At 38.2% G+C, this 13,677-nt stretch carries 13 protein-coding genes and 1 pseudogene; all 14 read left to right on the forward strand.

Annotated features, from left to right (window positions below):
* The first annotated feature begins 1 nt into the window (after position 1).
* Positions 2-1,183 carry a phage major capsid protein gene (locus RK01_RS01775; protein WP_016171588.1) on the forward strand — a complete coding sequence of 394 codons (1,182 nt, stop codon included), beginning with the start codon at positions 2-4 and terminating at the stop codon, positions 1,181-1,183.
* Between the two features lie 136 nt (positions 1,184-1,319).
* Positions 1,320-1,598 carry a phage head-tail connector protein gene (locus RK01_RS01780; protein WP_016171589.1) on the forward strand — a complete coding sequence of 93 codons (279 nt, stop codon included), beginning with the start codon at positions 1,320-1,322 and terminating at the stop codon, positions 1,596-1,598.
* Positions 1,588-1,992, forward strand: coding sequence for a hypothetical protein (locus RK01_RS01785; protein ID WP_016171590.1), 405 nt, complete (start codon positions 1,588-1,590; stop codon positions 1,990-1,992). The genes RK01_RS01780 and RK01_RS01785 overlap by 11 nt, the downstream gene beginning before the upstream one ends.
* Positions 1,989-2,384 (forward strand): HK97-gp10 family putative phage morphogenesis protein, encoded by a 396-nt coding sequence (locus RK01_RS01790; RefSeq protein ID WP_016171591.1) that lies wholly within the window; start codon positions 1,989-1,991, stop codon positions 2,382-2,384. The genes RK01_RS01785 and RK01_RS01790 overlap by 4 nt, the downstream gene beginning before the upstream one ends.
* Positions 2,381-2,776: a hypothetical protein gene (locus tag RK01_RS01795; protein ID WP_016171592.1), complete on the forward strand. Its 396-nt coding sequence runs from the start codon at positions 2,381-2,383 to the stop codon at positions 2,774-2,776. The genes RK01_RS01790 and RK01_RS01795 overlap by 4 nt, the downstream gene beginning before the upstream one ends.
* Before the next feature lie 13 nt (positions 2,777-2,789).
* The gene (locus tag RK01_RS01800) at positions 2,790-3,395 is read left to right on the forward strand and encodes a phage tail protein (RefSeq protein WP_016171593.1); all 606 of its coding nucleotides are present in this window, start codon (positions 2,790-2,792) and stop codon (positions 3,393-3,395) included.
* A gap of 55 nt (positions 3,396-3,450) precedes the next feature.
* The gene (gpG, locus tag RK01_RS01805) at positions 3,451-3,831 is read left to right on the forward strand and encodes a phage tail assembly chaperone G (RefSeq protein WP_211212121.1); all 381 of its coding nucleotides are present in this window, start codon (positions 3,451-3,453) and stop codon (positions 3,829-3,831) included.
* 38 nt (positions 3,832-3,869) lie between these two features.
* Positions 3,870-4,001, forward strand: a complete 132-nt coding sequence (locus RK01_RS13985; RefSeq protein ID WP_016171595.1) for a hypothetical protein — start codon at positions 3,870-3,872, stop codon at positions 3,999-4,001.
* 2 nt (positions 4,002-4,003) lie between these two features.
* On the forward strand, positions 4,004-4,594 hold the full coding sequence (locus RK01_RS01810; RefSeq protein WP_016171596.1) for a hypothetical protein: 591 nt from the start codon (positions 4,004-4,006) through the stop codon (positions 4,592-4,594).
* Between the two features lie 269 nt (positions 4,595-4,863).
* Positions 4,864-5,307, forward strand: a pseudogene (locus RK01_RS01815) (phage tail tape measure protein); the annotation flags it as partial.
* 176 nt (positions 5,308-5,483) lie between these two features.
* Positions 5,484-6,665 carry a DUF2726 domain-containing protein gene (locus RK01_RS01820; RefSeq protein ID WP_016171598.1) on the forward strand — a complete coding sequence of 394 codons (1,182 nt, stop codon included), beginning with the start codon at positions 5,484-5,486 and terminating at the stop codon, positions 6,663-6,665.
* A gap of 465 nt (positions 6,666-7,130) precedes the next feature.
* On the forward strand, positions 7,131-10,616 hold the full coding sequence (locus tag RK01_RS01825) for a phage tail tape measure protein (protein WP_016171599.1): 3,486 nt from the start codon (positions 7,131-7,133) through the stop codon (positions 10,614-10,616).
* Positions 10,613-12,103 (forward strand): distal tail protein Dit, encoded by a 1,491-nt coding sequence (locus RK01_RS01830; RefSeq protein ID WP_016171600.1) that lies wholly within the window; start codon positions 10,613-10,615, stop codon positions 12,101-12,103. Before RK01_RS01825 ends, RK01_RS01830 begins: the two co-directional genes overlap by 4 nt.
* A gap of 3 nt (positions 12,104-12,106) precedes the next feature.
* Positions 12,107-13,677 (forward strand): phage tail spike protein (locus RK01_RS13875; protein WP_016171601.1); only part of this gene is annotated, 1,571 nt, incomplete at its 3' end.

Here is a 13,677-nt window from a genome sequence, read left to right on the forward strand (position 1 = left end):
TATGATGAAATTAAACACTAAAGCAAAAGATGCTTTGGCCCAATTCAAGGCTGTAACTGGCTCTGAAAATTCTACACCAGATCAAATTTCGGACGCTATGCAAGCAGCCGTGACTGCAATTGCTGAAGATGCAGGTGCAAAGGTTCGTGCAGAATACGAAGAGCTAAAAAATGTGACAGATAATAACGTTTTGCAAGCTCGTGGCATTCAAACTCTGACAGCAGAGGAAACAAAATTTTACAATGAAGTACAAAAAAATGGTGGTTTTGATAATGACTTAGTTTGGCCACAAACAATTTTTGAGCGCATCTTTGAAGATATTCAAAAAGATCATCCAATTTTACGTTTGGTAAAATTTTCGCCCACTGTTGGTCTAACCAAAGTCATCCGTTCTCGTCGAAAAGGCGTGGCTGTTTTTGGCCCATTACACAAAGACATGGAAGGGCAACTAGACGCAGAATTTGGTGCTACTGAATATACTCAACTGGCATTGACTGCGTTCTTTTTAATTTCAAAAGATACTTTAACTTTAGGACCGCGATGGATTAATCGATATGTACGTTTATGTTTATCCGAAGCCGTAAAAGATATTTGGGCGCAAAAGATTATCGTCGGAACTGGTAATAACGAACCAATTGGTTTGTTAAAAGATTTAGACGGTGCTGTAGTTGGTGGTAAATATCCAGATAAAGCTGTTGCTGGGACTTTAACATTTAAAGACGCTGCAACAATGGTCACTGAAATGGCGGGCGTGTTGAAAAAAGTTTCTAAATTCGAGCGTTCTATCGGTGATGATGATGAAAACCCGGAAGAAAAATACCGGAAAGTGCGTGGGAAAATTAGCCTATTGGTCAATCCTGCAAATTACTACGATATCGTTGCTCGTGTGACTACTCAAAACGCAAATGGTGTTTTTGTAACAAATCTACCATTTATTTCCGAAGACAAAATCGTGGAATCAGAAGACGTACCAGTTGATAAGTTGATTGTCTTTGTCGATGGCGAATATGAAGCTACACAATCGCAGCCTGAAAAAGTTTATGAATACAAAGAAACATTCGCTATGAAACGTGCGGTGTTGTATGCGATTGATATGTTGGGTAATGGTCAGCCTGTCGATAATTTTGCAGCACAAGTCTATGATATAAATATTCCTGCTGAAGGCGAAACCGAAACACCCTAAAACTGCCACATTAAAAGTGGCAATACCGGATGAAACGTGGACTATTCCAGAAATCAAGAAATATCTCGATACAAAGGGAATTGATTACAAGTCCTCTGATACGAAACCTGCATTATTAAGTAAAGTAGGTGATTAGATGGATGAACTTTTAAAGGAATTTAAGGCTAGAATGAAAATTTATCACTCTTCCGAAGATGATAATTTGAAAATGATTTTAGCTGCTTCCAAGGAAGAAATCCAATCGCTGGTAGGAATGTTTGATTTAACAGAATATCCGCGAGGAAAAGAATTGATTTTTGAAAGAGGACGTTATGCATATAATGACCAATTGGAATATTTTTACCCAAACTTTCAAGAATCGATTTTAAACATAAGTATAGATTTAATGTCTGCGGGTGAAGATAATGGCAATTAATCAAAATTACAAACGGCCTAAGACTGGTGGTGCAGAACTTCGCACGCCAGTCTTTTTCTATGCTTATGAACCGAACGAAGGACCATTTCCCGGAGAATCGGAAGAAAAGCTTATGCATAAAGCAATGGCTGAGGTTTACAATCCGTCAATGAAAGATTTGGAACTACTTAATAGTAAAAATACAAAACGGGCAGTCACGATTAATATTCGTGATCCATTGGATGAATTTCAACCAACAAACAAACACATTGTTGAACTGCAAGATTATCATTTTTTGGATGAGGCTGAAATTTTGAATGAAAACAAGAAATTTATCCGTTGGAACATTATTGATGTACAACCGAATCCTAAAGATAGCCGCTTTATTAAATTGATTCTTGGGGTGACGTCATGAGTGTTAAAGTAACTGGCACCGAAGAAATCATTCGGAATATTGAAGCAAAGCTTGGTAAAAATAAAGCAAATCGCGTAATTAATAAGGCATTGAGAAAAGCTGGTGAAAAAAACAAGCAAATCGTGAAGCAACAAGTATCAAGTTACATTGATACAGGTAAAACGCATGACTTGGTTATTACTAGTAACGTTAAGAGTAATCCTAAACGTGTGGAAACAGGATGGGCAAGTAAAGAACGAGCTCCGCTTGTTCACTTGAGTGAATTTGGTTACACCCGCAATGGTCGTTATATTCGCCCGCGTGGTTTTGGCAAATTACAGGGTGCTGTAGATAAAATACAAGATTCTGCATTTAATGAAATGCGCGCAGAGTTAGAGGAGTTGGGTCGATGAAATATATGATGATCGAAGTTTACGAAGCTATAAAAAATGATACTACTATAGCAAGTCTAGTGGATAGCGATAGGATTAAATTTTTTGAAGCGCCTGAAACGTTGGATACATCTAAACCGTTTATCATTATTGATTCGACTTTAGGTCCCTCTACTTCTGCTTACTTTGCGGCAAATAAGGAAATGTCGAAGCAATTTAGTTATCAGATAAATGTAGAATCTACTAATTATTTAACGACTAAAAAAATTGCAAAGGCAGTACAAGATGTGATGCGAAAAATGGAATTTGGGCAGCTTACGGGCGGCTTAGATACGTATTTTGCAGAAACAAAACGATACGTTGATGCACGGCGATATCGAAAAAATACAAAAATACACGATACAGATTATTAGGGGGAATAAATAAATGGAAACTTATGGTTTTGATAAACTTTCAATTCGAGTTTTAAAAAATGACTTAACACCGGACACTACGAAAAAAATTCATGTGCTGGACGGAACACCTAAAGAAGGTGGGCCAAAAGCAATGGAATTGACTGGACTTTCGAAAGAAGCTCAAAAAGTCTTTGCCGGTGACCGTGAATATTACATTGTACGAAAAGGTACGGGTAATGTTGCGTCAAACTTCGGCTTACTGGACATTCCGTTTGCAATTGAACAAGAATTGTTAGGATTAGTAACGTTTGGAACGGACGGTGGTATTGATGGATTTGGTAAAAATACTGAAGCGCCTTATTGTGCAGCAGTAGCTGAATCAGAAGACTTATATGGGGAACCTGTCGCATTTGCGTTTTTAGCAGGTTCTTTTAATCGCGATGGGTTTTCGCTTGCGACCAAGAATGATGAAGACTTTAATCCTGAAGCTGGTGAATATGTCTACAATGCGATGTCACGTGATATTACGATTGATACAAAAACCGAATCAATGACAGTAATGCGAGCTTTTGGGAAAGAAAACGTGGAATCGTTAAAAACAGCGGTTTTGGGAACTGAAACACCAAGCGGAGAATAATAAATTAGGAGGCTAATCAGAAATGATTAGTCTCTCTTTTTTTGGAGGAAAGTATATGGATAAAACTATTAAATTGAGACTGCGTATGAAAAACGGTGTCGTTAAAACCTTTATGACAGATTTTGTTCCTTTTTCAAAACGGCAGGAATATATCCGAAAAGAAGCTGAATTAGAGGAGCGAAAAGACGAAGAAGGGAACCCAATCATTCCAACACAAAATGATTATTCGGAACTTCAAGCAGAATTTGTGGCTGGGTTATTTGATGATAAAGAAGTTACTGGAAAAACAATTTTAAATGGAATTGATACTTTGGAAAGCGATCAGATCATGGAAATTATTCGCTATAGAGTTCTTGGCTTCTCAAAAGAAGAGGAAGAAGCCGCAAAAAAAGCACTGGCGGAGGAACTCTTACTTGGCGAGAATTCTACGATCTAAATCTGGAGTTTGTCCGCGAAGTAATTGGAAGTACGAATATGGGAATTCGAGATTTGATGGAAACGGATTGTGTAGATGTGGATGAAATCTTACTTGCATCTTCCAATAAGAATAAAAAGAAGAAAAAAGATATTAAACCGTTAGCGGAACTTGTTAAAGGGGGTGCCTAAATATGTCTGGTGGGACACCGTTAGGAAATATGGTCATTAAATTAGGTTTAGACGATGCCGATTTTGGCAGAGGCGTTGCGAACTCGAAAAAGCAAGTAAGCTACTTTGCAAAAGAAATGCAAGCGAATATGAAGATAGCTGACATGGCTGGAAATTCACTTGGTAAATTGCAATCTAGATTTGGTTCTTTGACCAACATTGTTCAGGCGCAGGAAAAACAAGTTAATGCTTTAAAAACAGCATACGACAAGTCATTTGATGAGAATGGCAAAGCAACAGAAGCGACAAAACGTTACGCAGCACAATTACAAGCCGCGAATGGGAAACTAGCGGATTACAAACAACAGCTAATTCAATCCGCTGGAGCCTTAGCAGAATATAAGGTTAAAAATGAAGGTTTAACTGGGGCGATTTATAAAGGCTCTGAAAAAATGATTTCTGCTGGAAGCAAAATGGCTTCTGTGGGATCTAAGTTAACAGCAGGTTTAACCTTGCCGATTGCTGGCGCAGCAGTAGCCGTTGGAAAAGCTGCTATCTCGTGGGAATCGGCGTTTGCGGGGGTGAATATTTTGCCCTCCCTTATAGCGATATAGGGGTAATTAAATCGAGCAAAAACGGTGAAGACTAAGGGTTTATGGTATAATAAGAAATGTAGGGGTTTTTATTATGCCTAAATCTATGTTAATACCGTGCTAACTTACTAGATTTCGCAAGGCTAGTAAGCAGTGTAGAGCGTAGGAGCTGAATAAATATAATGCTCCCAAGAGTGTTCGAGGACTATTTGATAGTCCAAAATGTACGCCGAGCTTACAGGAAACTGTAAGAAGTGAGGGATAAAAAGCCCACACGATAACAAAACTGGAAGAAAACCAATGACGAGGTAGTTGATAGTACCGGTCAAGTCGTATATTCTTACAAAGATTTAGAAAATGGATTAAGAGGGTTGGCGAAAGAACTTCCAGCTAGTCATGCTGAAATTGCAAATGTTGCGGAAGCTGCAGGGCAGCTCGGCATTCAAACTGAAAATGTCACTGCATTTACTAAAACGATGATTGATATGGGTGAATCTACAAATTTGTCTGCAGAAACAGCAGCGACAGAGCTGGCACGATTTGCCAATATCACACAGATGTCACAGAGCAAATTCAGCAATTTAGGATCAGCAATCGTTGATCTTGGTAATAACTTTGCGACGACAGAAGCGGAAATCTCAGCAATGGCTTTACGACTCGCGGGTGCTGGGTCACAGATTGGCATGAGTGAGGGTGATATCCTAGGCTTTGCGGCCGCACTATCATCAGTGGGTAAACATCAATGCCCAGTCGTTAAGAAATTAGCGGCTTAAAACATCAAGTGAATTCATGGAAAGCTAAGGTTATTTAAATATGGTATAATGGGAGTGTGGCTAGGGTAGCTCCCGAACGACAAGTACCCGCTTGTCTGCCACAAATTTTAATGGGTGGTTACTTGGGAGGTAATCGAATGACAAGAAGAAAATTTACTGATTCTTATTTTAAGAAATTAGTATTTGAACTGGTAGCAGATGAGTATACTTTTATAGAACCTTATAAAGGCATTACGAAAAAACTAGCAGTTCGTCATGAAAAATGCGGGCATCGATATGAAACTACGCCTTACCATTTTCTGGACAGAGGGCAACGTTGCCCAAATTGTAACTATATGCGCAAAAGAACACCGGAAGAATTCGAAAAAGAGTTTCATGAAGCTTTAGGTGACGATTATGAAATCTTGACACCTTATAAAGGTGCTAGAGAAAAGATAAAAGTTAGGCACAAAATTTGTGGATGTGAATACTTGCAAACAGCAAGTGAGGCAAAACAGGGAAAAGGATGCCGTAAATGTTCAATAGAGAAATTCATAGGTAACCGCCTGAAGTCTGAAAAAAGGTTCATCCAAGATTTTGAAAGGGTGTCAAACAGCGAGTATCAGCTTCTGTCTAAATATGTTAATGATGGTGAGTATATAAATGTAAAACACAAAGATTGTGGTTTAGAATATTCAGTTGTAGCTGGAGCTTTCTTAAATGGGAGGCGATGCCCCAAGTGTGGAATAATAAATCGAGCAAACAAGCAACGTAGAACACATGAACAGTTCGAAAAACTTGTCTTGGAATTAGGGATAAACGAGTACGCTGTACTTGAAAATTATAAAAATTCTCAAATTCCGATAAAGCTTAAGCATCTATCTTGCGGGCATATTTACTCAGTAAGACCAAACGATTTTTTGCGAGGGAAACGATGTCCAAAATGCAATCAAAGTCATGGAGAAACAAAGATATACCAGCTACTATCGAACTACAACATAAAATTCACAACACAATACAGATTTAGCAATTGCAAAGCAAAACGATCGTTGCCTTTTGATTTTGCGATTTTAGATGCCAATGAAACTGTTGTTGCAGTAATCGAGTATCAAGGGATACAACATTATCAAGCAAATGATTTTTTTGGTGGCGAAGTTGCATTTAAAAAAAGACGAGAACACGATGCTATTAAAGAGAATTATTGTAAAGCTAACAATATTCGGTTTGTTGAAATCCCATATTCAATGACCGATAAAGAAATAGAAAAAGCCATATTTGAATTAACTATGCCAATCATGAGCCAAGCCTGTCGGGAAACTGCAGGAAGGTGCAACGACTAGATAAATTAACCTAAGCAAAAGCAGTCATTTATTTGATTGCTTTTTTTGTATGGCGAAATATCCACGAGCGCTTGATACCTTAACGTTTAAGGCGAAGGTAATGATATAGTCTGAACTTATAGGAAACTATAAGAAGCAAAGGATAAAGAGCCTTTGCGATAACATAATTGGTTGAAGCGGAAGCGGGTAAACAGAACTGCCCGACTGTTTGGAAACAAGCAGCATAGAAATCGGCAAAATCGGTAGAACACTCACGTAGTCAATACCGAGGTAAGCAGAAACATCATCTGCCACCGTAGAGCATAGGAGATGAGCATTAAGAGAGCAATAATTCTTCCACGAGTGTCGATTGCCCTAACAAGTAAAGTTGAGGGTAAAAATATATGCCGAACTTACTGGTGACAGTAAGAAGTAGAGGATAAAAAGCCTTTACGATAACAATTGGGTTCTGCATTTTCAAAAGTAATGGTAAATATGCAGTTAGCTGTAGAAAACGGTGTAGGTGCATTTGATGAATTATCCGCAATGGGGTCAAAAGCTGGTATCTCTTTATCTGATATTTCAAAAGCGGTTCAAGATGGCGGAAAAAATCTTAAGTCTACTGCTAGTCAAATGGGATTGACAAATACACAACTTCGCTCGATGTACAAAGAAGCTGATAAGTCTGCAATTGCTTTAGAGAATTTTTCTAAAGTGGCGGGATTAACAAATGCGGAATTTGCAGACCTGTTTAAAAAGGACCCTTCAAAAGCAATTATGAAATTTGTTGAAGGTTTGTCCCACGCGGAAGAAAAAGGAACTTCTGCCATTAAAGTTTTAAATGACATGGATATTAAAGAAGTTCGTCTACGTGATAGCTTGCTTCGCGCTGCGAATGCGAGCGGTGTATTCGGTGATGCAATCGCTACTGGTAACAAAGCTTGGAAAGAAAATACTGCGTTGACAGAGGAAGCGAGCAAGCGTTACGAGACTACCGAATCAAAATTAAAAATGCTAAAAAACGAAGCTGTGGATGCTGCGATTGAATTGGGTGGCCCACTTATCGATGCATTGCGTGATGGACTGCAAGCTAGCAAGCCTCTAATAAAAGGTCTGGGAGATTTAGCTAAATCATTTAGCTCGTTAGATAAAGAGCAACAGCAAAATATTATTAAATGGGTAGGTATAGCTGCTGCAGCAGGTCCAGTTTTATCAATTGCTGGAAAATTAACTGGTGGTATCGGTAAGCTAGGTAAATCATTTATTGATTTAACAGCTAGTATGGCGAAGAAAAAAGCTATGACAGCTATGGCTGCTGAAATGGCTTCGGGTGCTGTATCTGCCACATCAATGGGTACTGCTGTAGCTGGCGCAGGAACGAAAGTTGGTTTATTCGGCAAATTAGCTGGCTTGGCTGGAGGCAAAGCCGGTGTGGGTGCTTTAACAGCTGGGTTATCTGGCGTTGCGGTTCCCGCAGCGATTGCTGTAGGCGGTGTAGCTGCTGTAGGTGTTGCCCTTTATGCAGCGAATAAAGCGTACGAATCAAATCAATTAGCTGGTGCACGTTGGGGTACGAAAGTCACTAAAGAGCAGGACAAAGTAATAAAAAAAGCTTACGAGTTAAACGAAAAGGCTTCTACGTATGTCAATGAATATGCAGATGGAATTGCTTCTTCTGCCGAAAAGGCGAAGAAAGCGAACCAAGAAATAGTTAATTCAATTCAAAAAGTTTTAGATAAAGAAATTGAACGCAAAAAAAAAGCTGCTGAAAAAATTACTGATGAAGATGAGAAGAAAAAAGCTGAAAATTATATTAAATGGCAAGAAACAGTTAATAAAGCAGAAGTACAGCAAGCAAAAAAGAAAGTTGATGCAATCAATCAGATACTAATAAATGCATCAAAAAATAATCGTAATCTATCAAATGAAGAGCGTCAATTTATTGCAAACAATTATAAGCTGTTAAGTCAGGATCAGTTAAAGGCTGCTGGATTTAGCAAAAAGCAACGTTTAGCAATTGAGACAGCATATCAAGCTGATGTGTCGAAATTAAATTATAAGGATTTATCAAAACGACAAGAAACTTTGCAAAATGCTTTGAAAGACGAAAAATCAGCCTATGAAAAACAAGTTGAAAGCCTAAAAACAATTTACGCTAAAAATCCACAAGCACTAAAAGCTTCAATGGATAAATTGAATAAAGAATACAAGCAATCTACTGATACTTTAGTGACAGGATTAGCCAAAGTATTTCAAGCGCAAGGCAAAGATATTTCTCAACTGTCAGAAGTTTGGAAAGCGTATGGCTATACCACCGATGAAGTGTTATCTCTAGTCAATACGTCCGTTAAAGCATCGTCAGATAACTTAGATTTACTTGCTAAAGGTACCAGTGAAGCAGATATGGCATGGAATGCACTGGCGCTAGACCCCAAAACAGGCGAAGTCAAAACGAACATGGCTGAAACCTTAGTGGATATGGCAAAAACTGACGAAGGTTGGCAGCAACTGAAATTCATGTTAAAAAATGCCGATATTGAATCTAATGCCAAAGAAGAAGTTGCGGTTGCAATGGGTCTTGCTGGCAAGTGGAACCTCATGTATATGTCAGACAAACTTTTAACAGTTAATGGAGACGAAGCAAAAGTAGCATTATACGACACTATTGATGAGTTAAAAGCTTGGAACGAGTATGAAGCTGATCGCAAAATTCTTGGTGCAGATAACGCGGATGTCATATGGAAACTAATAGATTCAGAAGATAAGCTCAATGTTTGGAACACTATTCCAGCTTCTGATAAGAAATTACTTGCAGACAATACGGACTTTCTTTCTAAACTGCTCAATTCTGAAGAAGCTTTAAATCAATGGAAATCATTACCAGATTCTCAAAAGAAAATGCTTGCTGATAATTCTGATTTATTGGGCAAAGTATTTGCTTCCACAGAATCCTTTAATGCGTGGGGGAAATTACCTGAGCCAATAAAACAAATGTTGGGGAATAACCAAGATATTTTGGCGAAAGTTAAAGACGGAACTATATCTTTGCAAGATTACCAAAAAATAGAGCCAAACATTAAAAAACTTTTAGGTGATAGTAGTAGCGTTGTGAATGCTTCGAAATCTGGTGAAAAATCATTAAGGAGTTATCACGCGAATAACCCAGCAAAGAAAATCTTGCAAGGAACGTCTGCTAGTACACAAGCGGCCGCTAAGGCTGGTGAAGGGGCATTAAATCGATACCGTGGAAATAATCCTGCTCTAAAAAAATTACTAGGAAATTCAAGTAGTGTAGTTAGTGCATCGAATACGGGTGGGGTAGCTCTTAACCGCTTTAGAAATAACAATCCTGGTTCAAAAAATTTAAGAGCGATTGATAATGCTTCTGATCCCGCTAGATCAGCGATTGGCGCGGTTAATAACTTTAAGTCTGGTCCTTCTGTTATCACTAAAACACTAAATGTTGTTGCCAATTTAGGCAAAGGTGTAGCAAAGGTTTTAGGATTTGAAAAAGGTACTAATTACCATTTGGGCGGCCCAGCAATCGTAAATGACCAAAAAGGATTAACTTACAAAGAGTTAGTTTTGCCGAAAGGTGGCGTTCCATTCATTCCAGATGGACGGGATGTATTCCTTCCTAATCTACCGAAAGGCTCTAAAATCATTCCAGCTCGTCAAACTAAAAAATTAGTACCACATTATAAAGATGGAGTGGGTGTTCCTAAAAATTCTACACTGGTTCGTAATTTGGAAAAGATTAACACTCAAAATAACTTATCGAAGACAGAAATAATAATTGAACCGGAGAATTACTCTGAACAGCTTAATCAGATTATTAAATTGATGGGAAGATTTAGTTCGGATTTACAAAAACTTAAAATAGTAATGAATGAACGCGAAGTTGGCAGAATTATCACGAACGAACAAACAAAGAATAATAGAATGCAGTCAAGATTGGAGGGCTTAAGATGATTAGTGACTTAGTTATAACTTATGGAGGAGAAAATCTGACAAATTTCTTTGACTTGACTGCGGAACCTATTGGAAGAAACCTTCCAAATCGAGAAAATAGCACACAACAGATGGGGTTAACAAATGGTTCGCAATTTGTAGGAACGCGATACGCAGAACGGATTATCACTCTTAATATATATTCTGATAAGTATTCTGTTGATTATGTTAAAAATAAAATTAATGGTTTATTGAACGTTAAAGAACCTCAACCCTTGATATTTTCCGACAGGCCAAACGAAGTTTGGTATGCAATTCTGGATGGAGAATCAGTTATGACGAGGTCAATTGATTCTTTAACGGAGATTAACGGCGAACTTTCTTTCTTAGTTCCTTCGGGTTATTGTGAGGCTCTTAATCCATCAACATTTACCGCCACACCAAATGATGATGGAATTTTAGCAATGCAAATTGCGAATAACGGAACCGAAACCGCTGAATTATCATTTGAAGCGACTATGACTGATGATAATGGTTTTCTCGGAGCAGTAGGACCACTAGGAGCAATGGAGTTTGGAAGTATCACAGAAGTTGATGGCTATGTGGACATGGCTGAAACTGTGTATAACGATCAGATGGTTCCGTCTGACGCATCAAAATGGACTGCTAATGGAGGTTATATTGAGTGGCCTAATTCAAATGCGGGACTTCCAAATAAAGTTCAAGGTTCATTTAGTTGGACCGGTGAGACAGCTAAAGCGACAAATTTTGGCACAGCCTATAATGACAACCGTTGGTACGGTCCAACTATTGCAAAGGCAATACCTGCAAAAACAAGTGATGGTAAACGTGACGGGAATTTTGTTCATCGTTTTTGGTTAAATCACAAGTCCAAGAAAAATGCACGTTGTGTGGGTCGCCAAGAAGTTAATTTATCAGATGGAGCTAATCCGATTGCGACGTTTGTCATCTACGATGATAGTTCAAATTCAGTTCGAACATGCCTTGAATTTACGTTATTTGGTATCAAACAAGCACGAATTGTGGCGGATAAAGATTTCCAGGAATTTTACGGAACTGTCGAAATCATGAAAATTGGTAATGAAATTACATTTAAAGTTTACAATATTGATACTAAAAAGACGATTACGAAAACGTATTATGATGATCGTTTAGGTGCTGCAAAAATCACGCATAAAACCTATTGGTGTTCGCGATTTATGAATTTGCCAATTTGCGATATGAGCTTAAATTATTCGTTCTTCCAGTGGATTGGTTCCCAAGAATTTGTTGACGTACCAAATCGATATAGTAGTAGCGACGTGCTTTCGTACGACGGTTCTACTGGCAAATTCTATGTTAATGATACTTTGGCAATGAATGATATCATCGTTGGTTCAACAGATTTAAAAATTCCGCCGGGAAATTGGACTGTGGAATTTTATTACTCTGATTTCGGGAAAACTCCACCTCATATCGTAGGGACATTGAGAGAAAGGTGGCTGTAATTCTTGAAAATATATGTAATGACAAAAGCTGATGAGACGGTCGCTATTTTAGATAATTCACTTTCTGGTGCGATGCATTATTTTGACGATGAATTCCACAGATACCTAGAAACAGGGGCAAGTACTTTTGACTTATCGATTGCTAAAAAGCATATGATGTATTCTAATTCTTCAAAAGGTACAGAAGATGATTTCCAATATTTGAAAGAAAACCATTTTTTAGTATTTAGGTATAAAAACAAAGATTACAAATTTACAATTCGGCGTGTCGAGGAGACGGAAACCTCGTTACGCCTTTTTTGTGAAGATTTGTCGTTTGACTTATTGAATGAATATCGTGGTCCGTATAAGGCCGACAAAGCATATTCAATCTCAAAATATGTCAATGATTGTCTTGTAGATTCAGGGTATGAGATTGGAATTAATGAGTTCGCTAAAAACGAGCGTACTCTTGAATGGGAAGGCGACCAAACTGTTTTAAAACGATTGCTATCAATTTGTAATAGCTTTAGCGCCGAAATTGAGTTTGAAACTGTATTGAATGACGATCGCACCGTTAACAAACAGCTTGTCCATTTAAAAAAGAGTGTCGGTGTTAATCGAACAGATGTTGAGCTTAAATACGGTCGTGATGTCTCAAGTATTCGCCGTAATGTGGATGTTACAGAATTAATCACAGCCATCAAACCACGCGGTCATGAAGAAGACGGCAAAGTTACAACAATCGCGAATGTAGAAAAAGAAATCAAAGATGAAAATGGTAACGTAGTTTTCTATACTAAAAAGGGTTCGGAATACATCTATGCGCCGATGGCTAATCAAGAGTATGGGAACCCAAAACGAAAAGGCGGAGGCTACATTGTTGGCCAATTTAGCTACGATACTAAATCAGATACAGAGCTTTTTAATCGTGCGCTAACGGAGTTAGAAAAGAAATGTGTGCCGGCTTACGAGTTCGAGATTGAAGGATTTTATGACATCGATATTGGCGACACTATACGAGCAATTGATGAAGGATACAATCCAATTCTTTTGCTAGAAGCTCGAATTAGCGAACAGACAATCAGTTTTAGTGACCCAACGAAGAACAAGACAGTCTACTCAAATTATCGAATTTTACAAAACAAAGTCAGTCAGTCACTTTTAGATCGAATTGATGAAGTCAAAAAATACGCAGAACAAGTAGCTAAGACGTATATTTTTTCTATTAGCAATGTCGGTTCACCAATGTTTAAAAACGGTGAAGGCGAAGTAATCTTCACAGCCAAGATTGAAAAAAACAATCAAGACATCACGGCCGAATTCACGAAATTCAACTGGATTAAGCAAAACAAAGATGGCTCGCTGGATACAATCTGGAACGCAGCTCATCAAAGTATTGGAAAGTCAATTACCGTTAAACCGGAAGATTTTGAAGATACGGCTACGTTTAGTTATGAAGCATTGCAAGACGATTTGGTTGTTGGCGGTGCAAGTGGCGTTGTGACTAAAGTTTATGACGGTGAAAACGGTAAAACTCCAGTTAAGGGTATAGATTACTTTGATGGAGAACCAGGTACTAATGGTCTTTCTGC

The sequence above is a fragment of the Enterococcus dispar ATCC 51266 genome, from assembly GCF_000406945.1.
Lineage (GTDB): Bacteria > Bacillota > Bacilli > Lactobacillales > Enterococcaceae > Enterococcus_C > Enterococcus_C dispar.

Excerpts from the sequence above, each read along its gene's own strand:
- RK01_RS01775 (WP_016171588.1), top strand. The coding sequence starts at position 2 with ATGATGAAATTAAACACTAAAGCAAAAGATGCTTTGGCCCAATTCAAG.
- RK01_RS01780 (WP_016171589.1), top strand. The coding sequence starts at position 1,320 with ATGGATGAACTTTTAAAGGAATTTAAGGCTAGAATGAAAATTTATCAC.
- RK01_RS01785 (WP_016171590.1), top strand. The coding sequence starts at position 1,588 with ATGGCAATTAATCAAAATTACAAACGGCCTAAGACTGGTGGTGCAGAA.
- RK01_RS01790 (WP_016171591.1), top strand. The coding sequence starts at position 1,989 with ATGAGTGTTAAAGTAACTGGCACCGAAGAAATCATTCGGAATATTGAA.
- RK01_RS01795 (WP_016171592.1), top strand. The coding sequence starts at position 2,381 with ATGAAATATATGATGATCGAAGTTTACGAAGCTATAAAAAATGATACT.
- RK01_RS01800 (WP_016171593.1), top strand. The coding sequence starts at position 2,790 with ATGGAAACTTATGGTTTTGATAAACTTTCAATTCGAGTTTTAAAAAAT.
- gpG (WP_211212121.1), top strand. The coding sequence starts at position 3,451 with ATGGATAAAACTATTAAATTGAGACTGCGTATGAAAAACGGTGTCGTT.
- RK01_RS13985 (WP_016171595.1), top strand. The coding sequence starts at position 3,870 with ATGGGAATTCGAGATTTGATGGAAACGGATTGTGTAGATGTGGATGAA.
- RK01_RS01810 (WP_016171596.1), top strand. The coding sequence starts at position 4,004 with ATGTCTGGTGGGACACCGTTAGGAAATATGGTCATTAAATTAGGTTTA.
- RK01_RS01820 (WP_016171598.1), top strand. The coding sequence starts at position 5,484 with ATGACAAGAAGAAAATTTACTGATTCTTATTTTAAGAAATTAGTATTT.
- RK01_RS01825 (WP_016171599.1), top strand. The coding sequence starts at position 7,131 with ATGGTAAATATGCAGTTAGCTGTAGAAAACGGTGTAGGTGCATTTGAT.
- RK01_RS01830 (WP_016171600.1), top strand. The coding sequence starts at position 10,613 with ATGATTAGTGACTTAGTTATAACTTATGGAGGAGAAAATCTGACAAAT.